This is a genomic window from Parasaccharibacter sp. TMW 2.1884 (assembly GCF_023337695.1).
Lineage (GTDB): Bacteria > Pseudomonadota > Alphaproteobacteria > Acetobacterales > Acetobacteraceae > Bombella > Bombella apis.
The window spans coordinates 586,474-606,402 of the sequence record NZ_QORR01000001.1; the positions used below are offsets into that span (position 1 = coordinate 586,474).

Annotated in this window: 18 protein-coding genes and 1 tRNA gene; 8 read left to right on the plus strand and 11 right to left on the minus strand. The window is 55.8% G+C overall.

All coding sequences use genetic code 11. The annotated features are described in order from the left end of the window. Nucleotides 1–60: 60 nt before the first annotated feature. Nucleotides 61–813: a 2,3-diphosphoglycerate-dependent phosphoglycerate mutase gene (gene gpmA / locus DTI93_RS02600; protein WP_081563131.1), complete on the minus strand. Its 753-nt coding sequence runs from the start codon at nucleotides 811–813 to the stop codon at nucleotides 61–63. A gap of 190 nt (nucleotides 814–1,003) precedes the next feature. After that, nucleotides 1,004–2,299: an MFS transporter gene (locus DTI93_RS02605; protein WP_249079566.1), complete on the minus strand. Its 1,296-nt coding sequence runs from the start codon at nucleotides 2,297–2,299 to the stop codon at nucleotides 1,004–1,006. Between the two features lie 452 nt (nucleotides 2,300–2,751). Between DTI93_RS02605 and DTI93_RS09550 the strand changes: the two genes are divergently transcribed. Beyond that, the gene (locus DTI93_RS09550; protein ID WP_408902059.1) at nucleotides 2,752–3,015 is read left to right on the plus strand and encodes a bacterioferritin-associated ferredoxin; all 264 of its coding nucleotides are present in this window, start codon (nucleotides 2,752–2,754) and stop codon (nucleotides 3,013–3,015) included. Between the two features lie 37 nt (nucleotides 3,016–3,052). Here the strand turns inward: DTI93_RS09550 and bfr are convergent, their stop codons facing one another. Continuing rightward, the gene (gene bfr / locus DTI93_RS02610) at nucleotides 3,053–3,547 is read right to left on the minus strand and encodes a bacterioferritin (RefSeq protein WP_081563135.1); all 495 of its coding nucleotides are present in this window, start codon (nucleotides 3,545–3,547) and stop codon (nucleotides 3,053–3,055) included. A gap of 359 nt (nucleotides 3,548–3,906) precedes the next feature. Between bfr and nfsB the strand changes: the two genes are divergently transcribed. Continuing rightward, nucleotides 3,907–4,563, plus strand: coding sequence for an oxygen-insensitive NAD(P)H nitroreductase (gene nfsB, locus DTI93_RS02615; protein ID WP_081563470.1), 657 nt, complete (start codon nucleotides 3,907–3,909; stop codon nucleotides 4,561–4,563). Between the two features lie 96 nt (nucleotides 4,564–4,659). Here nfsB and DTI93_RS02620 read toward each other — a convergent pair. The 4 genes from DTI93_RS02620 to DTI93_RS02635 form a co-directional block, all read right to left on the minus strand. Further along, nucleotides 4,660–4,750, minus strand: a tRNA-Ser gene (locus DTI93_RS02620). A 24-nt stretch (nucleotides 4,751–4,774) separates the two neighbouring features. Continuing rightward, nucleotides 4,775–5,428, minus strand: coding sequence for a phosphoribosylanthranilate isomerase (locus tag DTI93_RS02625; protein WP_081563136.1), 654 nt, complete (start codon nucleotides 5,426–5,428; stop codon nucleotides 4,775–4,777). Then, complete coding sequence (gene pyrF / locus DTI93_RS02630) at nucleotides 5,425–6,144, minus strand: orotidine-5'-phosphate decarboxylase (protein ID WP_043560210.1); 720 nt, start codon at nucleotides 6,142–6,144, stop codon at nucleotides 5,425–5,427. The genes DTI93_RS02625 and pyrF overlap by 4 nt, the downstream gene beginning before the upstream one ends. 12 nt (nucleotides 6,145–6,156) lie before the next feature. After that, complete coding sequence (locus DTI93_RS02635; RefSeq protein WP_043560207.1) at nucleotides 6,157–6,489, minus strand: hypothetical protein; 333 nt, start codon at nucleotides 6,487–6,489, stop codon at nucleotides 6,157–6,159. A gap of 237 nt (nucleotides 6,490–6,726) precedes the next feature. Between DTI93_RS02635 and DTI93_RS02640 the strand changes: the two genes are divergently transcribed. From DTI93_RS02640 to DTI93_RS02655, 4 genes are read left to right on the plus strand one after another with little or no spacing between them, the layout of a single operon-like run. Then, the gene (locus DTI93_RS02640; protein ID WP_249079568.1) at nucleotides 6,727–9,927 is read left to right on the plus strand and encodes a glycosyltransferase; all 3,201 of its coding nucleotides are present in this window, start codon (nucleotides 6,727–6,729) and stop codon (nucleotides 9,925–9,927) included. Then, nucleotides 9,920–11,335 carry a M20/M25/M40 family metallo-hydrolase gene (locus tag DTI93_RS02645; protein ID WP_249079569.1) on the plus strand — a complete coding sequence of 472 codons (1,416 nt, stop codon included), beginning with the start codon at nucleotides 9,920–9,922 and terminating at the stop codon, nucleotides 11,333–11,335. Before DTI93_RS02640 ends, DTI93_RS02645 begins: the two co-directional genes overlap by 8 nt. A 17-nt stretch (nucleotides 11,336–11,352) precedes the next feature. Further along, on the plus strand, nucleotides 11,353–12,357 hold the full coding sequence (gene pdxA / locus DTI93_RS02650) for a 4-hydroxythreonine-4-phosphate dehydrogenase PdxA (protein ID WP_249079571.1): 1,005 nt from the start codon (nucleotides 11,353–11,355) through the stop codon (nucleotides 12,355–12,357). A gap of 19 nt (nucleotides 12,358–12,376) precedes the next feature. Continuing rightward, nucleotides 12,377–13,072 (plus strand): pyridoxine 5'-phosphate synthase, encoded by a 696-nt coding sequence (locus DTI93_RS02655; RefSeq protein ID WP_248630470.1) that lies wholly within the window; start codon nucleotides 12,377–12,379, stop codon nucleotides 13,070–13,072. A gap of 53 nt (nucleotides 13,073–13,125) precedes the next feature. Here DTI93_RS02655 and DTI93_RS02660 read toward each other — a convergent pair whose 3' ends face one another. Continuing rightward, a complete protein-coding gene (locus tag DTI93_RS02660; protein ID WP_227431435.1) occupies nucleotides 13,126–13,821 on the minus strand; it encodes a hypothetical protein in 696 nt (231 codons plus the stop codon). Between the two features lie 140 nt (nucleotides 13,822–13,961). Between DTI93_RS02660 and DTI93_RS02665 the strand changes: the two genes are divergently transcribed. After that, nucleotides 13,962–14,186: a DUF3126 family protein gene (locus DTI93_RS02665; RefSeq protein ID WP_043560191.1), complete on the plus strand. Its 225-nt coding sequence runs from the start codon at nucleotides 13,962–13,964 to the stop codon at nucleotides 14,184–14,186. Nucleotides 14,187–14,266: 80 nt separating this feature from the next. Here DTI93_RS02665 and DTI93_RS02670 read toward each other — a convergent pair whose 3' ends face one another. The 3 genes from DTI93_RS02670 to DTI93_RS02680 are packed head-to-tail and all read right to left on the minus strand — an operon-like array spanning nucleotide 14,267 to nucleotide 19,205. Continuing rightward, nucleotides 14,267–16,036, minus strand: a complete 1,770-nt coding sequence (locus tag DTI93_RS02670) for an aminopeptidase P family protein (RefSeq protein WP_249079573.1) — start codon at nucleotides 16,034–16,036, stop codon at nucleotides 14,267–14,269. A gap of 32 nt (nucleotides 16,037–16,068) precedes the next feature. Further along, nucleotides 16,069–16,974: a 50S ribosomal protein L11 methyltransferase gene (locus tag DTI93_RS02675; RefSeq protein ID WP_043561252.1), complete on the minus strand. Its 906-nt coding sequence runs from the start codon at nucleotides 16,972–16,974 to the stop codon at nucleotides 16,069–16,071. A 17-nt stretch (nucleotides 16,975–16,991) separates the two neighbouring features. Continuing rightward, nucleotides 16,992–19,205: an ATP-dependent helicase gene (locus tag DTI93_RS02680; RefSeq protein ID WP_249079575.1), complete on the minus strand. Its 2,214-nt coding sequence runs from the start codon at nucleotides 19,203–19,205 to the stop codon at nucleotides 16,992–16,994. A 99-nt stretch (nucleotides 19,206–19,304) separates the two neighbouring features. Here DTI93_RS02680 and DTI93_RS02685 point away from each other — a divergent pair, with 99 nt between their 5' ends. Continuing rightward, the gene (locus DTI93_RS02685; RefSeq protein WP_052349065.1) at nucleotides 19,305–19,928 is read left to right on the plus strand and encodes a JAB domain-containing protein; all 624 of its coding nucleotides are present in this window, start codon (nucleotides 19,305–19,307) and stop codon (nucleotides 19,926–19,928) included. The last annotated feature ends 1 nt before the right edge of the window (nucleotide 19,929 follow it).

The window sequence follows — 19,929 nt, forward strand, 5'->3', positions numbered from 1 at the left end:
CTATAAAAAAAGGGCGCCTGATGAAGAGGCGCCCTTCTTCTTTTCATACGCCAGAGAGGATTACTTGGCTTTCCCCTGGTTGGCGACAGCTGCTGCCTTGGCAGCAATTTCCTCGGCATCACCCAGATAGTAGTGCTTGACCGGCTTGAAGTTCTCATCGAACTCATAAACCAGCGGCACACCTGTAGGAATGTTCAGGTTCAGGATTTCATCTTCCGTCATGTTGTCCAGATATTTCACCAGAGCACGAAGGGAGTTGCCGTGAGCAGCGATGATGACCTTCTCGCCCTTCTTGATGCGCGGCAGGATGGTCTTCTCCCAGTAGGGAATCACACGCTCAATGGTCAGGGCCAGGCTTTCCGTGACGGGCAGCTCATCAGCACTCAGATGGGCATAACGCGGATCATGACCGGGGAAACGCTCATCGGAACGCTCCAGAGCAGGCGGCGTGACAGCAAAACCACGGCGCCACTGCTTGACCTGCTCATCGCCATATTTCTTGGCTGTTTCAGCCTTGTTGAGGCCCTGGAGAGCACCATAATGACGTTCATTCAGACGCCAGTTCTTCTCAACGGGCAGCCATGCCTGATCCACACCGTCCAGAATGTTCCAGAGTGTATGGATGGCACGCTTCAACACGGAGGTATAAGCGTAATCGAAGGAATAGCCTTCCTTGTGCAGCAACTGGCCGGCAGCTTTGGCTTCGCTGCGCCCTTTCTCTGACAGGTCGACGTCATACCAGCCAGTGAAGCGGTTTTCCTGGTTCCACTGGCTTTCCCCGTGACGAACCAGAACAAGCTTTGTTACGGCCATGATGATCTCCTTAATGTATAAGGTTTTAGCAACACTGGGAGATTGCGCCACTACAGCCTGAACTGCAAGGGCTCAGCCTCACTTCATGCCGTCTGTCAGAGCATAGCCGTTATGAGGCATGACAGGGACGGAGAGAAAAAGGCCACCCGCAGGGGATGGCCTTTGTTCTGATCGGGCATGGAAGGGATGATCAGGGGGTTCCCTGCTTCTGTTCCTGCTCTTCGGTAAAACGGCGAGCCTCTGATGAAACGGTCAGTGTCATGGTCAGACCGGCGGTCAGCAGATAGATGATGGCAAATGTCCAGATGACGTAGGCCATGCCGACGCCGAAAATCATTTCGCAGAGGGAAACAATGGCAGGCCCTACCCATGTCGACGCTCCAGCGCCCAGCCCGAGTATGGACAGCGCAGCGGCTTTCTCCCGTGGGCAGATCTGGGGCATAAGACCGGAGAGAGGAACGAAGGCAGCGATGGAGGCTCCATAAAGTATGCCCACAACCGCAGCCGCTGCGAAATTGCCCGGATACCAGAGGGGAACATAATAGAAGAGGGGAATGGTGATGAAGCCACCGATACCTCCAAAAACAGCCACGACGAAGCGGTAGCCCATTTTGTCCGCCACCATGCCTGAAATCAGATTGACGATGATGTTGCTCAAAAAGATGAGTGACAGCAGGTTGAGCCACTGCCCGAGCGTGAACCCCAGATGATCGACAAAAAAGCCGGGCATGATGGCCAGAAAGGCATATTCCGATGATGTATCAACCGTGCGGACAATACCGGCAATGAGAGTTTTGGGCTCACGCCAGATGATGCTGATGGAGCCCAGAAAGATCTGTCGGGCAGGAACATCGGCAGGTAGAAGACGGCGATTGCCGGTTGGCTCCCTTGTGAAAAGCAGGGCGATCAGTCCGCCAAGAACAACCAGCCCCAGAGAGCACCAGAAGGTGTTGATTTCACCGATGGCAGGAATCGCAAAACGGGCAAACTGGGAGCCGAGAGTAGGCAGGCCGGCAGAGAAAGAGAACCAGAACCAGCCGGCTGCCGCTCCAAGCATGGATGTTGGTGTCGCTGCAGCAATCCAGACCAGGAAACCATAGGCGAACAGCGGGTAGGCAAACCCGCGGAGAGCATAGAACGTCAATATCCATGTACTGTTGTTGGGGGTAAGCCCAAAAACAAGGAAGCAGACCTCCAGGACAGCCCATAGGACCAGACCGCTCCACATGACCTTTTTAGGTCCCATGAGATCGGATAGTGGCCCGGCAAACCAGGCGGCAATCATCACGGTGATGCCGTAAAAAGTGAAAAGCTCGTTGACGAAACTCTGGGGGTGGCCGGTGTGCAGCATGAACGTATCCAGGTATCCCGCCTCGACACCATCGCCGACCATGAAGAGAAGCTGTCCGACAAAGGCCCAGAACAGGGCGGCCGGTATGCCTATTTTTTCAACAAAGTGTGGTTTCTTGTCTGGCGTGCCTGCCATGAAATCTCTCCATTGGTTGGGGAGGGATGAAAAAAGCCAGTCCGTGGCGCTTCATTCCTCAATAGATGATTGACTGGCCTTACGAGAGTGCTCAGGCCCCTTGAATTATCGTCCGTACAGGAAGCGTTTTATTAGAGCCCTGAAATAGGAATTCAGTATGCCTGTCCAGACGCAGAAGTATGTTTCTGATATCATAAAGATGATTTTTTTTCAATTTTGTATATTCAGCGACCAGTTCTCCCTTATCGCCCGGGATATCTGGCGAATGGTAGAGATATTCCATGGTCGTGTCATGAATCACTTTCTGTTTTCGGTGAAACCTGAATTTTTTCATACCCATTTCGCTATCATTCTGAAAAGCCTTCGAGAAAGAAAGGAGAGAATTAAGTTGCGAAAGAATGTCATTATCATTAGCGTCACAGGGGTGCAGCAGAATGGAAGGCGGGCTCCAGATGATTATATGCTCATGCAACGGATTGTCTGACAGGGACGTGCAGGCGGCCATTCAGGCCGGAGTTGTGAAAGTCTCCGAGGTTTACTCTGCCCGTAAGTGTCAGGTGAAATGCGGCAACTGTGTAAAGGGAGTCGCCTGCCTTCTGAAAGAAGCAAGGCGGAAAACCTGTCCCTGCCCGACAACTATGGCAATAGAGCAGGGGATGGCTGCACAGATAGCCAATGGTGATGACCCGATACAAAAAAAAGAAGCCTCCCTTTAAGAGAGGCTTCTTTCATCAGTCTGGCTTCTGACAGTGATCAGTGGCCGCTATTCTGGTCGGCGCTTTCAGAGTTCAGCGTAATGTAGCGTTCCAGGCCGATCTGCTTGATGAGGTCCAGCTGGGTGTCGATGAAGTCTTCATGGGCTTCTTCGTCAGCGAGGATGCGGAAGAGCAGGTCGCGGGACACGAAGTCACGGACGCTTTCGCAGTAGGCGATGCCCTCGCGGATTTTCTCCAGAGCCAGAGCCTCGACCTTCAGATCACATTCCAGGATCTCTTTGACATTCTCGCCAATGTGCAGCGGGTTCAGATGCTGCAGGTTCGGCAGTCCACCCAGGAAGAGGATGCGCTCGATCAGCCAGTCGGCATGACGCATTTCTTCAATGGACTCTTCATATTCCTTCTTGCCCAGCTTGGTGACGCCCCAATGGTTCAGGGTGCGGGAATGAAGGAAGTACTGGTTGATGGCTGTCAGCTCATTGGCAAGCTGAGCATTGAGATATTCAATTACTTTCGGGTCTTTTGCGGCCATTTTTCTCTCCATCGCATGAAGTATGAACTGTAGGATTATCTCCAACGAAGGTCGGTATAGTCTTCAACTTTGAGGATTGCAATATAAAAATTAAATTACGATGTATTCGTACTTGATAATCATTATCAAAGAGACTTTATAAGAAAGATTATCAAAATCGTACGGTGAGTATTTCATGGTTTTTCTTGTCATTTCGATATATATTTAAAAATCCTGTTTATCCCATAAGTTTTTCTTTTCATTGCTCCTGATGCCCACACCCCCCATCTTGATACTGGGAACAGGATGGAATCGTTTGCTGAATCCTTATTGTTTGATATAAATGGAACATATTCCCACATAACTGAAGGATGGATGTCATGGATCTTCTCCACGTTCTGAAAACACGGTACACGACCAAGGCCTACGATGCGGCTCGCCGTATCCCGGAGGAGACAGTGCAGCAGCTGCTGGCAGCCCTGCGGTACAGCCCGTCTTCGGTCAATGCCCAGCCTTGGCATTTCATCATTGCCGATGATGATGCAGGCAAGCAGCGTCTGGCCAAGGCAACACCAGATTCCGGGTCTCTGTCTTATAATCGGCCCAAGATCACGCAGGCCTCTCATGTAGTGGTTCTCTGCGCCCGCAATGAGCTGCCGGAATCTTATCTTGAGACAGTGCTCGACAAAGAAGAGCAGGACGGACGCTACGCTGATGCTGCGGCCCGTGAGGGTTTTGGTACAGCCCGTGCCGGGTATGTCCAGCAGCATCTGGATGCTGGCGATGTCGCCCACTGGAACCAGAAACAGGTTTATCTGGCACAGGGCTTTCTGCTGCTTTCCGCGGGGCTGTTGGGTGTTGATGCAACACCAATTGAGGGCTTCCTGCCGGATGTCATTTCAGAAGAATTCGGCCTGAAAGAAAAAGGGCTGACACCTCTGGTCATTGTTGCGCTTGGCTATCATTCTGACAAAGATGCCAATGCGACATGCCCGAAATCCCGCCTGGCACCTGAGAGCATCTTTTCGAAGGCCTGAGCAACACAAGGCTTCACCGGGGGATTACGATCTTCCGGTGGGGTCTACAGGCATGCACTCGGAGCGCTGAACGGAAAGCAGATTTTCAAGGGGAAGTGGCGGAGAGAGAGGGATTCGAACCCTCGGTACGCTATTAACGTACACACGCTTTCCAAGCGTGCGCCTTAAGCCGCTCGGCCATCTCTCCGCGAGCGATGGGGGGACAATACCATTATTCTTTGCGAGTGCAAGCCTTTTTCTGAGAATTTTTCACAAATTTTTCAATAAGAAGCGCAGACTTGATCCCAGGAGCTTCTTCCACTCCGGATGAGACATCAACGGCTTGGGCGCGGCTGACCCGTACAGCCTCGCTCACATTGTCAGGGGTCAGTCCACCGGCAAGAAGCCACGGAGCAGGAGCCTGCCACTGGCGTGTCAGCGTCCAGTCAAACACACGCCCCAGCCCACCGGGGCGGGTATCTCCTTTCTGGGCAGGTGCTTCGATGACATACCCATCCATGGCTTTCGAGACAGGCAGATCGTGCTGCTGGGCGACGCCACGGGCCAACCAGACGGGCCGACCTGTCTGCTCTTTCAGGGTGAAAGCAGTGGCTTCATCTGTATAGAGTTGCAGAATATCCAGAGGGATACGCTCCAGAACGGCAGCAATCTGCTCATGGGTTGGCCGCACAAAAAGCCCGACACGAAGAGGCCCCCCCGCAGAGGGAGACGCTATGGCCTCATGCAGCCGGGCTGCCTGTTCCGGTCGGACAAAACGGGGGGAGGCGGAATGGAACACAAGACCAACCCAGCGCACACCCGATACGGCACAGGCCTCCATATCTTCTGCCCGTGTCAGACCACAGATTTTGACATCAACCTTCACAAGGTCGCAGCCTGCAATTCATCCTGAATGGCCTGTGCGGCGGCGGCGGGATCATTCGCCCGGGTGATGGGACGGCCAACCACGATCCAGTCGGCACCAGCCCGTGCTGCCTGTGCTGGTGTCATGATGCGCTTCTGGTCATCCGTGCTGCTGCCTGCGGGACGAATGCCCGGAACGACAAGTTCTGGTCCGTCACCCAGAGCATCACGCAGCGCCGTAATTTCATGAGCTGAACAGACCAGACCATCAGCTCCGGCCCGGACAGCCATCCGGCCCAGCCGTACCACTTCCTTTAGCGGTGTGGTGTTGATGCCTATCTCCGCAAGGCTTTCCTCATTCATGCTGGTCAGTACAGTCACAGCAAGGAGCTTGGGGCGCTTCCGCCCGTCATCGAAAGCCTCTTCCAGAACTGCACGGGAGCGGCTGATCATCTCGGCACCACCAAGTGCGTGAATGGTCATCAGGCTCGGCTGGATGGGAGCCAGAGCCCGGAGGCCAGAGGCAACCGTGTTGGGAATGTCATGCAGCTTCAGATCCAGAAAAAGCTCCTGCCGGGCGGCCAGACTTTTTACGGCATCCAGCCCGCAGGCATAGGTGAATTCCAGACCAAGCTTGATGGCATCAACCTTGCCTTCCAGCGCTGCTGCCCAGTGCTGGGCCTGGTCGTGGGAGGCGGTATCCAATGCGGCAATGAGGCGGGTACGACGAATAGACATGAGGAAATGGTCTTATTTCTGTGAAGAAGGCTGGATCGCATCAGAAGTGGGAGCAACACTGCCCGCCTTGAGCTGGTCGAGCCGCTGATGCAGCTCGATCAGCTGTTTCTGGGATGTACGCAGCTGTGATTCGGCCTTGCGGGCGCGGCGACGCTGGCGCAGTTCGCCTGTCAGGCCAAGCAGCAGCCCCAGCACGAGGGACGGCACGGCAAGCAGGGTGATGAGTTTTCCCATTTTGATGGAGAAGCCGAATGACGCCAGCCAGACGGTGGCATCATCGAGATTGCTCATGGCGAAAATGGCCGTAAAAGCCAGAAAAAGAACGATGATCAGAAGGCGAATCATGCGGATTGCTCCTACCCTGCCTTGTGGCAGTAAACAAGATGGACCAAGAGGGTCATGAAGAATGCTGGTGAATGTTGTTGGCGGACTCTAGAAGAACTCGCCCATTCTGTCATCCATCTGTTTTGTCTTTACATGATCTTGATGAAAGGAGGTGTAGTTATCCTCCCTAAAAAGGGGAAACTCTGGTATTAGGCGCTCAGGCGTCGTCTCAATGCTGGAAAGGCTGGTAGAAGCAAGATGGACACGGATGGGACCTTTTTCGAGGCTGTAGCGAATGATCGGGCAAGGGCTCCTGTCTGGAGTGAATTTGATGCCGCCTGGTACCGTCGCCGTTATGCCCGGCAGCTGGCAGAGGCGGGGACGGTCTGGACGGACGGACAGCTTGCCGAGCGATGGCAGAGCGGTGAGGGACAGGAAGGAACTTCACCCAACAGGTATTTTGATGAAGAATGGTACCTGAATACCTATCCTGATGTCCGGCGTGGCGTGCAGGAGAAAGGTATCTTTCAGAGCGGGTTCCAGCATTATGTGGATGTAGGCTGCCAGAGCTGCTCTGGACACTGGCTTTTCTCGGCAGAATACTACTTCAAGGTGAATTCGGACTACAGTCTCCGGGCCATGCGTGAGGCAGGGTATGTCAATGCCTATGACCATTTTCTCCGTGTCGGGGATTATGGTTTCCGGTCGCCTCATTTCCTTTTCGATGCCGAACTCTTCATTCGTGAATGTCTGGGGAAAAACATTCCGTTTGATCCCTCCCAGGGGGCCTTCAGCCAATATCTGGCCCTCGAATCTCCTGACATGAAAACAGTCAGGACGTCCTGGTACTTCGATCCTGTCTGGTATCTTGAAAAATATCCCGATGTTCTCAAGCTGATAGAGGATGGCGTATTTACAGGGCCACTTCACCATTACATGGGATGTGACAATCCCAGCGCTTATGATCCGAACCCTTATTTTGATGAATCCTATTATCTGGCACAGAATCCTGACGTAGCTGATGCTGTGAAAAGCGGAATGTTCCGCAATGGTTATGCCCATTTCATCCGGGCAGGGATCAGTGAGCTGCGCAATCCATCGGCTGATCTGGATTTCAGGGCGTTTGTGGCCACGCTGGATATGCCCCAGTCACTCAACAAGGCACACGTGGACAATCCCTTTCTACTCTGGATTTTACAGCAGGAAGGGCGGACAGGCGTCGAAATTCCCGGGATTTCCATTACTTCCGCCAACAGGCTGGCGTTATGCAAGGTCGAAGCCAGTCTGCCCTCCCTGTTCAGGAAGCCTTTGAGATTCGTGAATCAGGCGTCTCCCCAGCTGAGTGTCGTTCTGTTTTCACAGGGCAATTATCTGCTCGATATTGCAACGCTTGCTTCCCTGCATGCGCAGGGTATTCCCGACATGCAGGTCGTCGTGGCCAGTACAGGCAACACCCTTTCCCGGCAACGGCTGGATCAGGCAGTAGAGGGGTTACGGCACGTTGTCAGCGACAAGCTCCAGCCCCTGGCGCAGCAGTTGCGGGAGAGTCTGCCTTTCCTTGCCGGTGAGCGCATCCTGCTTCTGGAATCCGGCGTGCAGCTGTTGCCCATGGCCCTGTCCTTTGCCATGGCTTCCATGATGGCTGAAGAAAGTGAGGGGGGCGGCAAACTTCTTACAAGCACCAATACCGTACTGGAAGCAGGTAGCGCTGTATGGCGTGATGGCAGCATCACGTGCCATGGTCAGGGAGAAAAAGGACAGGCCCAGTCTGTCAGTTTCCAGAAGATGGTGGAAGCCATTCAGGGGGGGCTGCTGTTCTGCCATCGCACAGCGATGGAACAGGCACTGCATTACCTGGAAGGGCACAGGGCGGAGCCTTTCTTTACCTGTTTTTCCATGGCGTTGCGGGCCACGGGGCGGACCCTGTCTTATTGGCCAACCGTACAGGCCAGACTGCTGAATGCCACGCCGGAAAGTTATGCGAGGCGGACCATGGGAAAGGATGCCTTGCGGCGTCTATTCCCCGTTTTTCTGCCCAGACATGCCGTGGCCCGAGGGGACGCCCGCATGGGCAAGAGCTATCGCCCTCTTGTCATGATGGTTTTCCCCCATCTTCCACGCCTGATTGAAGGTGGTTCAGCACGGCGGGTCATGCAGCAGATTGATGCTTTCCGTTGGCTGGGCTGGCAGGTGCTGGTTGTCGGTCTGGACCGGAAAGAAGAAGACAGGCTCGTCATTCCTCATGATTATCCAGCTGATGTGGAGTGCTGGCGAGGTGTGGATGATTTTTCATCCTTCCTGCGGGACCGCTTGACCGACATGAAACTGCTCTGGATTGGTGGAACGCATGTTCTGTCCCGTCTGGGGCCGGTTCTTGCCACAGGGGACATTTCCCTTCAGGACAAGCTGATCGTTCTTGATACTGTCAATCAGGACGGCACGGCCCTCAGAGCTGTGGAAGAGCATCTGCGACGTCTCGTTGGCATTGTGGATGAGCCGGCACGTCTCATGAGGGAAGCCAGAAAAGAACTGGATTATGCATGGCTCTGCCAAGGCATCGTGACGGGTGATGAGCAGACAACCGCACTGCTGCACAGGCTGGGCTACGGCAATGTCACAGCTCTGCCTTATGCTGTTTCGTGCCGGCAGCTGGGCAAACAGGACGAATTTGAACGGCGGCAGGGTATTTTGTTCCCTCTTTCCATCTACCGGGCAGGGGATTCCGGACATGACGGATTTGACTGGTTCTGCCTTGCCGTGATGCCCCACTTGCAACGTCATTTCAGTCTGCCACCTTCCATCGGGATCGGAGGGTATCATCATCCTTTGGTCGATCTGGGATTTTATGAGCGCCTGGCACCACTGGATGGCTTGGCCGAAATGGATACGCTGCCCAAGATGATGCAGCGATGCCGTATTCTCATGGACCCTTCGCGGGTCCCGGCCACACAGGCTACCGAGATACTGGAAGCCGCCGGTCAGGGCATCCCAGCCGTGCTGAACAAGGTTCAGATGGAACGTCTGGGCTGGAAGGATGAAGAAGAAGCTCTGGATGGTGGTTTCAACGATCCGCAGCATTTCGCCCGGCAGATCATCCGTCTGTATGAAGATCCGGCTCTCTGGGACCGGATACGGCGCAAAGCGCATGAAACGGTCAGGGAGAGGCACGGCCATGGTCGCCTGCATGAAGCTTTTGGGCGGTTCATCGAGGCATTGCTGAATGGGCCCGCTACGGTAGCCCCCCCTGCCGGGAAGGAAGGGGCACCGCTACATCGCTCCTTTGCACCGGCCCCTCTGCGCATCGTGTTGAAACCGGCTGGAGCCCCCCCTGCCGCCGAAGATAAAGATGAAGAGTCGGAAGACGGGCTGGAGGATGATTTCATGCCGCTTCCCACTCATCTGGGTGTGACATTGCCTGAAGAAGACCAGAATCAGAAGGAACAGGCTGACAATGACTGAACGTATGGCCGCAGTCCTCCAGCATGTGGAGGCCACCAAGGAGACGGCACTGGAGCGGCTTTGTGAACTGTTGCGGATTCCCAGCATTTCCACACAGAAGCAGCACAGGGATGATTGCCGGAAAGCCGCACGCTGGTTGGCGGAAGAATTGCAGGGGCTTGGCTTTACGACGTCTTTGCGGGATGTTTCATGGGCAGAACCGGGACATCCAATGGTTGTCGGGCATGATGATGCCAATGCAGAGAAGGTACGGAACGGGCAGACCCACGTTCTCTTCTATGGTCATTACGATGTTCAGCCGACAGACCCCGAAGCCCTCTGGTTAACGGATCCGTTCGAACCCTGCCTGAAGGAGACCGGCGATGGCCGGAAGGTCCTCGTGGCCCGGGGAGCGAGCGATGACAAAGGGCAGGTGATGACCTTCATCGAGGCCTGTCGGGCATGGAAAGCTGTTCATGGGGACCTCCCCGTGGCTGTCAGTTTTCTTTTGGAAGGTGAAGAAGAATCCGGTGGTGAGAATCTGCTTCCCTTTCTCAAGGAGAATCAGGAAGAGCTGAAAGCTGATATTGCCCTGATCTGTGATACCGCCATGCCGGACAGGGAAACCCCGGCCATCACGACCTCTCTGCGTGGCACAGTTGCCGAGGAAATCGAGCTCGTCGCTGCCAGCCAGGACCTTCATTCCGGGATGTATGGCAATGCTGCGGCCAATCCGGCTTTTCTGCTCTGCCAGATCATCAGTGGCCTGCGTGATGAGCAGGGGCGGGTCACACTGCCCGGTTTTTATGACGGTGTGACCGTGCCTGATGAGCATACCCGCCAGCAGTGGCGGACACTCTATCCTGATGATGCAGCCCTGCTGGAAGATGTCGGCCTGTCCCATGCTGCTGGTGAGCGGGGCTTCAGTGCCATTGAGCAGACATGGTGCCGTCCGAGTTTTGAGGTCAATGGCCTTGCTGGCGGGTATCAGGCGGATGGCTTCAAGACGGTCATTCCGGCTCGGGCTTCGGCGAAGGTATCATTCCGTCTGGTACCGGGGCAGGACCCACTCAGGATTCGGGACTCCTTCCGGGCTTATGTCCGTGCAGCCCTGCCGGAAGATGTCGAGGTTGTCTTTACGGGGCATGGAGCTTCATCCGGTTTTGCCGTGAATCAGGACAATCCCTTTCTTCTGGCAACATTGGACGCTCTGGGTAAGGAATGGGGCAAACAGGCCGTCATGACTGGTTGTGGAGGCTCGATCCCGGTAGCAGAGGAAATCCGTGAAGCTTTGGGCATGGATGCACTTATGGTGGGATTTGCTCAGGCTGATGATCGGATACACTCTCCCAACGAGCAGTATGGTCTTGATTCATTCTTCCACGGGATACGCTCATGGGTCCGCATCCTGGCTGCCCTGGCCCGATGAATCGTATAAGACCAGGCATGGCGCAACCTGTTGCCCTGACCATGGGAGACCCGGCTGGCGTGGGGCCGGAGCTGACACGCCGTGTCTGGGAGTGTCTCAGAACGGCTGGGCGACCTTTTTTCTGGATAGGGGACCCGGTGCTGCTGGGAGGCAACACACCCTACCGGGAAATAGGCCATCCGTCCGAGGCAGCCGCCTGTTTTGCAGAAGCCCTGCCCGTACTGGCGCTTTCCTGCCCGGAACCGGTCAAACCCGGGCATCCCTCAACAGGCAATGCCGTAGCGGTGATCGAGAGCATCAGAAAAGCTGTTCATTACGCTCTGTCAGGGGCAGCCGGAGCTGTCGTGACCAACCCGATTGCCAAGCATGTGCTGGCAGCTTCCGGTTTTCCCCATCCGGGGCATACAGAGTTTCTGGCAGCTCTGTGTGGTGCCAGTGGCAGGGAAGTCATGATGCTGGCCTGCCCGCAGCTCAAGGTTGCTTTGACAAGCATTCATGTCTCGTTGAGACAGGCCATCGAGACGCTTTCGGCAGACCGCATCATGGCTGTGAGCCGGGTAACGGCATCTGCCCTGCAACGTGATTTCGGTCTGGTCCAGCCTCGGCTTGCCATTGCAGGGCTGAACCCTCACGCAGGTGAAAATGGCATGATGGGGGATGAGGAAAGCCGCATCATAAAACCCGCTATAGAGGCCTTGCAGCGGGAAGGGCTGGAGGTAAGTGGCCCCATGCCGCCAGATACCATGTTCAGTGCCGCTGTCCGTCCCCGGTACGATGCGGCAATCTGCCTGTATCACGATCAAGGCCTCATCCCGGTCAAGACATTGGACATGGCTGGAGGTGTCAACGTCACACTGGGTCTGCCCATCATCCGCACATCGCCAGATCATGGAACAGCCTTTGATATTGCCGTCGGTCCGGGTGAGACAGGAAAGGCAAGCATTTCAAGCCTTTCATCAGCGCTTGCCATGGCCCATGATATGGCAAGCCAGCGTGTCATGAGTGATGCGCAGACTCCATGAAGAGGGAAAGGAACAGCCCATGATCCGTCTTGGTATCAATGTTGATCATGTTGCAACATTGCGGAACGCACGGGGTGAGCGCTACCCCGACCCTGTCCGTGCTGCTGAGCTGGCTCTGGAGAATGGGGCTGATGGTATTACGGCCCATCTGCGTGAGGACCGCCGCCACATTCGGGATGAGGATATCCGTCGCCTCCGGGCGCTTTCGGCTCCACTCAATTTTGAAATGGCTGTCACGGACGAAATGGTGACCATGGCCTGCGCACTGAAGCCCCACGCCTGCTGCCTTGTGCCCGAAAGACGGGAGGAATTGACAACAGAAGGTGGGCTTGATGTCGTAGGATTACGAGAAAGTCTGGCCCCGCATGTCAGCCGCCTTCTGGAAGCTGGCATCCGTGTTTCGCTGTTCATCGATCCAGAGCCGGAAGCCATTCGCACGGCGGCTGCTCTGGGAGCTCCGGTGGTTGAACTGCATACGGGAGCCTACGCTCTGGGGAAAGAAGGCGAGCTGGAACGTCTCCACAGGGCTGCCCATATGGCAGCTGAATGCGGGATTGAACTTCATGCCGGTCATGGTCTGACCTACGAGAATGTCTCTCCCATCACGAAACTGCCTGGGCTGAAAGAACTCAATATCGGCCATTTCCTGATCAGCGAAGCCGTCTTTGTCGGGCTGGGAGCTTCCGTACGGCGGATGAAAGATCTGCTTTCCTGAAGACTTCATCAACCGTCATGGAGAGGTCCCGTCACTGGGACCTCCCTCAGGATTCAGTTGGGCTGTGTGTTGAAGATGGGCAATCCATTATTGCCCTGCTGGATACTGAATAGCCCATTGTTACGACGGACCTTAGGGATGCTCCCGTCTTTAGGAGCTGGCTGGATAAGAGGTTCGTTCGGCTTATGATCGTAATTCGGAACAAATTTACTTGATTTGTCGGAATAGGTGGCCTCTGGCCGCTGCTCTTCCGTGGGCATGGAATGAAATGCCGAAATCGGCCCCATGGGCCAGACGCCCGGAGCATCACGCATTGTTCCTTCAGGCTGTCGTGCACAGCCGCGTGTCAGCATGGAGCAGATACCATCTTCGCCAATATATTCGTCATCGTCGCCCGCATAATGGATCTCGGCAACCCGATCATGATCCATACGGACAAGCATCCGGCAGCTTGAGCCAGCTCCACCGAAAATAGACTGATAGGCACTGATAGCCGAACTTACTGGAAGAAGGCCAGAGCTGGGGAGAGGGGCGATCGAACGGGAAATGTCGTATTCCCAGATCGCCGTACTGTCATTCAGTGATTTGGTCGAATTGGGAGCTCCCGCACAAGCCTGCAGATCATAGCTTGTCATGCCGATCATTTCATATTGAGCTTTGTGAGCCTCATGGGCATCCCAATAACCGCAGGCAGAGAGGCCGAGCGGCAGCATACAGGTAAGCCGGAACAGGATTTTCTGAAATGTCATTCTCTCTCCATCAGAGTAGAAAGGCAGGCAATGGGGGGACTGCTTTATCATGTTTTTCTTTCTGTCTGAAAGATGGGTTTTAGTCTCCAGTGCAATCGGTTAGAGAAGGAGGAGCCGTTTCCCTTTTTGGAGTTTGCTTTATGGCCGATATTTCCGCTGCTGAGGTTCCCCGCCTGCAAAAGGCACTGCGCCGTCTGCTGGGCTCTCCGGAGCTGACAGTTCAGGTCCCGCCACGCAAGGGCATGAGTGTGGAAATCGCAGTGGCTGGTGAAGTCGTGGGGACTGTGTATCGCGATGAGGATGAGGGCGAGGTCTCCTATGCCGTCAACATGACAGTGCTGGAAGAAGACCTCCCTCCTGCCTGACCTGTAGCGGTCTTACCGGTACAGCAGGAAACCTCTCATCCTTGATGGTGAGAGGTTTTTTTCATATGCAGGTACTGCTTTCAAAGCAGAGGTGCACAGCTCTGACGGAGCCACGGGTGCAGCTCATCTTCCAGCAGTGGCAGGAGCTTTTCCAGAACCGTGGCATGGTACTGGTCCAGCCAGTGCCGTTCTTCTGCTGTTAGAAGCTCCATGGCGATGAGACGGCGATCTATGGGGGTGTGGGTCAACACCTCGAACTCCAGGGAGGGCCGTACGGTTCCGGGCAGGGAACTTTCCCGAACGAGCAGCAGGTTCTCGATACGGATGCCGTAAGCGCCAACCTCGTAATAGCCCGGTTCGTTGGAAAGGATCATCCCTGGTACAAGGCCGGTCGGCCGTGGCGCTACGGAGATGGATTGAGGCCCCTCATGGACGGAAAGATAACTGCCAATGCCATGGCCGGTACCATGATCAAAATCCAGTCCCTGATTCCAGAGAGCCGCCCGGGCAAGAGTATCCAGCCTGTAACCTGCCAGTCCCATGGGGAAACGCTGGCGGCTCAGGGCAATATGCCCCTTCAGAACTGCCGTGAAAGCTTTCTGGATGGCGGCAGGTGCTTCATCCGGGCCAGTCCAGATAGTCCGTGTGATGTCCGTGGTGCCGAAAGGATATTGCGCCCCACTATCAACCAGATAGACGCTGTTTTTCTGGAGGATGCTGTCATGCCCGGCTTCGGCCCGGTAATGAGGGTAAGCGCCGTTGGGACCAGCCGCAGAAATTGTCTCAAAACTGGGGCCCCGATAATCAGGGGACATGGCCCGGAACGCCTCAAGGCGATCGGCCAATTCTGTTTCACGATGGCCGGGGCCATGTTCTTCCAGCCAGTGCAGGAACCGGGCCAGAGCGATGCTGTCCAGTTCATGCGCCCGACGGTTGCCATCCTGTTCCACGGTTGTTTTGATGGCTTTGGGAAGAGTGCACAGGTCCGGCCCATCAGCGATGTGAGCTCCGGCGTCCTTCAGGACCATGCTGAACCAGACTGGCGTCGTGGCAGGGTCCAGCCGTACGGTTTTTCCGGCCAGGGCCTGCAAGGCCTTCGACAGTTCGGAAGGAGGGAATGGACGTATGCCTGAATCTTCCGGGGCATCATGGAAACGGGTCACATCAGCAAAAATGTCGGCCGAACCATCAGCATGAAGCAGGCCGTACGCATGGGCGACAGGGGTCATGGCAATGTCACTTCCCCTGATGTTCAACAGCCAGGCGAGGGACGGGCAGTCCGCAAGGATCATGGCATCCTGCCCCGCTTCATGCAGCTGCCGGGCCAGACGATCCCGCTTGCTCCGGCTTGTTTCCCCTGTAAATTCGAATGGTTGGTGATGGATCAGATTGGCTGGTGAGGGAGGCTGATCATGCCATGACATATCTATTGGATTGTCAGACAGGGGTACGAGCTGAATACCATCCGTCTCCCATGATGAGAGGTCTCTCTGGCTGGTCAGCCGGGGGTCATACCCGATGCGCAGCCCTTGCGCTTTCTCAGCCAGCCACTGCCGGGGAGGATGCTGGCCGCCATGACGGGTTTCCCACAATGCGGCAGGAGCCTGCTCGGCCATCTGTACGGTGTAGCGGCCATCGGAAAAAACACAGCCGGTTTCTGCCAGCAGGATGGCAAGGCCAGCACTGCCCGTAAAACCGGTCAGCCAGGCCAGTCTTTCAGAATGGGGCGCAACATATTCCCCCAGATATTCATCACCCCGGGTGACGATGACACCGGAAATGCCAAGTCTGTCGAATTGCTGGCGGACGAGAGCAGGACGGTCCTGCAAAGGAATGGATGAAAGAGACACAGACGCCACCATGAAAAAACGGGAGAGAACAGTCAGGCTGGTTTCCGAAGGATCAAGGTACTCCAGGGGCCTTCCCTGAGCTGCTTTTCAAGGATCAGGCCCTGCCTCTGGTGGGCAACCAGCACCATGCGGGCCTGGGTATTGAGCAGTCCGGCCAGGATGGCTGTTCCCCCTGCCTGAAGGTTGCGGGCAAGATCCTTGGCCATGCGGCAGAGAGGACGAGCCAGAATATTGGCAAAAACAAGATCATAGGGAGCATTGCGGCGAACAGCTTCCGTATGCCAGCCATTGCCGAAGCGGCAGTCCAGCAGGGGGCCGAGCCTGTTCAGCCGGGCATTGGAAGCTGCAACACGGACAGACCATGGCTCGATATCCACGGCCAGAACAGGGCGATGCAGCAGGCGAGCCGCTGCCATGGCCAGAATACCGGACCCACATCCCATGTCCAGAATATGACGGGGGCGCCGATGGGCAATCTGTTCCAAGGCACGCAGGCACCCGCGGGTGGAACCATGTTCACCGGACCCGAAAGCGATCCCGGCATCCAGTATGATGTCCAGCCGATTGGAAGGTGACGTCTCCTTCAGATGTGTCCCCCGGATACAGAACCGCCGTCCGACATATTGGGGAGGGAAGGCTTCCTGCGTACGGGCCAGCCAGCCCTCGGCCTCGGTGTTCTGCCGGTGCAGGGGAGCGTCCACGCCTGTCATGGCACGGACAAGCGCCAGGGCGTTATCCAGCTCCTCCTCATTCCGCCCTTTTTCCTTGACGGCTTCCAGCCGCCAGTAACGCTGCTCATCATCCTCTTCGAACATGCCGACCGTGTCACAGACCCCAAGCAGGGCCTGCTCGAAAAGTGGAACGTGTATTTCCTCCACCACAATGGAAAGTGTCTCCAGCGCCCGGGCGTGGCGGGAACCAACATGGGTGGGGGCAATAGGGCTCTGTTTTGTCTTCACGATACGACCTCTATAAAACCGGCCATGATCCGCTTCAGACCGATATTTTCAAAATTGATGGACAGACGATCCCCTTCAACCCCGATGACCACACCTTCACCGTAACGGTTGTGGCGCACCGTCGCTCCGATGGGGACGGCAGGCTGCACAGCGGACGGTCTGGCCCGCTGCTGTCCTGACAGAACCTGAGCCCTGTGCCTGAAAAATGACCTTGAGGGCAGGGCGTGACCGGCTTCTGCAACATTCCGTAAAACCTGTTCTTCAGGCAGTTCATCCAGAAAGCGGCTTGGTATGGAATCCTGCCAGTTTGCATAAAGCCGACGACTGTTTGCATGGGATATGATTACCCGCTCACGGGCACGGGTAAGGCCGACATAAGCGAGGCGCCGTTCTTCCTCCAGAGCCTGGTTTCCACCTTCATCCAGAGAACGCTGGGACGGGAAAAGGCCTTCCTCCCATCCGGGCAGGAAAACCGTTGGGAACTCAAGCCCTTTGGCGGCGTGGAGCGTCATCAGGCTGACCTTGTCCGGATCGTCCTCGGCATTGTCGCTGTCCATCACAAGGGCGATGTGTTCCAGAAACGCATCCATTGTTGGAAACTCACCAATCGCCCGGATCAGCTCCCGGATGTTGTCCAGCCTGCCGGCGGCTTCTATGGTCTTCGGGTCATCCCGCCACATGGCGAGATACCCACTTTCTTCCAGCACCATGTCAGTGGCGACAACATGGCCTTCCTTGCTGACAGTGTCTCTGGCCCTGGAGAGGCTGTCCATCAGGTCCGACAACGTGGCGGCCGCCTTGCCCTTCAGCTGCCCCTGTTCCAGCTGATGCTGAAGCGTCTGTTGAAGGGACAGCCCCCTCTCTCTGGCAGCATTCCGCAGACGGGTCAGGGCAACACTGCCAAATCCCCGTTTGGGCAGATTGACGATGCGCTCAAAGGCCAGATCGTCAACGGGATACAGCACTGCCCGCATATAGGCGATGGCATCCCGTATCTCGGCCCGTTCATAAAAACGCAAACCGCCAATAATCTGATAGGGGATGCCCATTTTCATCAGGGCATCTTCAAAGGGACGTGTCTGGAAACCAGCCCGCATCAGGATGGCGATGGAACCGTAAGGATGACCTTTTGTGTGAAACTCCTGTATCCGGCGGCCAATGACACGGGCCTCGTCATCCGAGTCCGGCATGTTGATGACCTCGACAGGATCACCCTCCATGATGTCGAGCCCAGGCCGCAGAACCTTGCCCAACCGTCCCTCATTATGGGCAATGACCTGCGAAGCCACGGTCAGGATGCGGGGGGTGGAACGATAATTCTGCTCCAGCCGGATGATCCGTGCACCGGGAAAATCTTTCTCGAAACGGAGGATATTGGCGATGTCGGCACCACGCCATGAATAGATGGATTGATCGTCATCCCCGACGCAGGCAATGTTAGAGGGTTGTCCATCCTGCCTTCTGGCCAGAAGACGCAACCACAGATACTGGATGGTGTTCGTATCCTGATATTCGTCAACCAGAATATAGCGGAAGCGTTTCTGATACTGCTCCAGTACATCGGGATGCTGACGGAGGATGGTCACCACATGCAGCATGAGATCCCCGAAATCACAGGCATTCATTTCCTTCAGACGTATCTGATAGGCGGCGTAGATGGCCGGGAGCTGGCCATTGGCCAGTTCAGGTGTCTGCGCAGCAGTGATGCCATCGGGCAGCAGGGCCTGATCTTTCCATAACTGGATCTGATGCATGATCTGTGCCGGAGGAGAGCGCTTGAGGTCCAGTTTCCAGGGCTCTATGACCTGCTTGAGAAGACGGAGCTGGTCGTCCGTATCGAGAATGGTGAAGTTGCGCTCCAGCCCGACATGTGGCGCATGCTGCCGAAGCATGCGGGCACAGAGAGAGTGGAAGGTTCCCAACCAGAGGCCTTCCACTGGTCGGCCGAGGATGGCGCTGATGCGCTCCCTCATTTCCCGGGCAGCCTTGTTGGTAAAGGTCACGGCCAGTATCTGCTCGGGCCATGCCAGCTTTTCCAGCAGGATATGAGCGAACCGTGTTGTCAGAACCCGGGTCTTCCCGGTACCGGCACCAGCCAGAATCAGCAGGGGGCCTTGCGTCGTTTCCACGGCAAGACGCTGCTCTTCATTCAGCCCGTGCAGATAATCAGGACCGGAAGACGGAAAACGGGGGGAAAAAAGATCATCCATCACAATTATCTGGTATAATGCGGCTCATACCCGCTGGCTAGGACATAACCATAGATTGTGAAAAAAGCAGTTTCATCCAAACAGGGGCACAGGGCACGGATGAGAGAGCGCATCCTCACCCATGGAGCCGAGACCTTGGCCGACTATGAGCTCCTGGAGGTTCTGCTTTTCTACGCCATTCCTCGCAGGGACACCAACCCGCAGGCCAAAGCGCTGCTTTCCGCTTTCGGGTCGATAGGGAAGCTGTTGCAGGCATCTTCTGCCAGACTGGAGCAGCATGGTCTGAGCGAGCGCATCATGAGCCTTCTGGAACTGCCCGTATTGGCAGCACGCTCCCTCATGGAGAGTGATGAAGACATGCCGCTTCAGCTGGGCAATGCCAAGGCTCTGATGAATTATCTGAAAGGCACATTGCAAAGGACAGATGAGCCAGCCATCGGTCTGATCTGCCTGGACAGCAACAACGGCCTGATCATGGAAAAGCTGCTGCCAGCAGCCAGTAACCTTCATGCCCTCCACCGATCAATTGCACAGACACTTCTCAACTGCCACGCCACTGCGGCCATCGTCGTCTATTACCATCCACGCAGTCCAGCCACGGCACTGGCTCCAGAGGTACGGGGGCTGAGACAGGTCTTGCGGTCTCTGGATGTCATCGTCCATGAAGGCATCCTGATTGGTGAGGGATGGTATGTCAGCATGAGTGAATCCGGGCTTCTATAAG

Excerpts from the sequence above, each read along its gene's own strand:
- DTI93_RS02645 (WP_249079569.1), top strand. The coding sequence starts at position 9,920 with ATGACTGAACGTATGGCCGCAGTCCTCCAGCATGTGGAGGCCACCAAG.
- nfsB (WP_081563470.1), top strand. The coding sequence starts at position 3,907 with ATGGATCTTCTCCACGTTCTGAAAACACGGTACACGACCAAGGCCTAC.
- DTI93_RS09550 (WP_408902059.1), top strand. The coding sequence starts at position 2,752 with ATGATTATATGCTCATGCAACGGATTGTCTGACAGGGACGTGCAGGCG.
- pyrF (WP_043560210.1), bottom strand. The coding sequence starts at position 6,144 with ATGTCTATTCGTCGTACCCGCCTCATTGCCGCATTGGATACCGCCTCC.
- DTI93_RS02640 (WP_249079568.1), top strand. The coding sequence starts at position 6,727 with ATGGACACGGATGGGACCTTTTTCGAGGCTGTAGCGAATGATCGGGCA.
- bfr (WP_081563135.1), bottom strand. The coding sequence starts at position 3,547 with ATGGCCGCAAAAGACCCGAAAGTAATTGAATATCTCAATGCTCAGCTT.
- DTI93_RS02685 (WP_052349065.1), top strand. The coding sequence starts at position 19,305 with ATGAGAGAGCGCATCCTCACCCATGGAGCCGAGACCTTGGCCGACTAT.
- DTI93_RS02660 (WP_227431435.1), bottom strand. The coding sequence starts at position 13,821 with ATGACATTTCAGAAAATCCTGTTCCGGCTTACCTGTATGCTGCCGCTC.
- gpmA (WP_081563131.1), bottom strand. The coding sequence starts at position 813 with ATGGCCGTAACAAAGCTTGTTCTGGTTCGTCACGGGGAAAGCCAGTGG.
- DTI93_RS02605 (WP_249079566.1), bottom strand. The coding sequence starts at position 2,299 with ATGGCAGGCACGCCAGACAAGAAACCACACTTTGTTGAAAAAATAGGC.
- DTI93_RS02655 (WP_248630470.1), top strand. The coding sequence starts at position 12,377 with ATGATCCGTCTTGGTATCAATGTTGATCATGTTGCAACATTGCGGAAC.
- pdxA (WP_249079571.1), top strand. The coding sequence starts at position 11,353 with ATGGCGCAACCTGTTGCCCTGACCATGGGAGACCCGGCTGGCGTGGGG.
- DTI93_RS02665 (WP_043560191.1), top strand. The coding sequence starts at position 13,962 with ATGGCCGATATTTCCGCTGCTGAGGTTCCCCGCCTGCAAAAGGCACTG.
- DTI93_RS02635 (WP_043560207.1), bottom strand. The coding sequence starts at position 6,489 with ATGATTCGCCTTCTGATCATCGTTCTTTTTCTGGCTTTTACGGCCATT.
- DTI93_RS02680 (WP_249079575.1), bottom strand. The coding sequence starts at position 19,205 with ATGGATGATCTTTTTTCCCCCCGTTTTCCGTCTTCCGGTCCTGATTAT.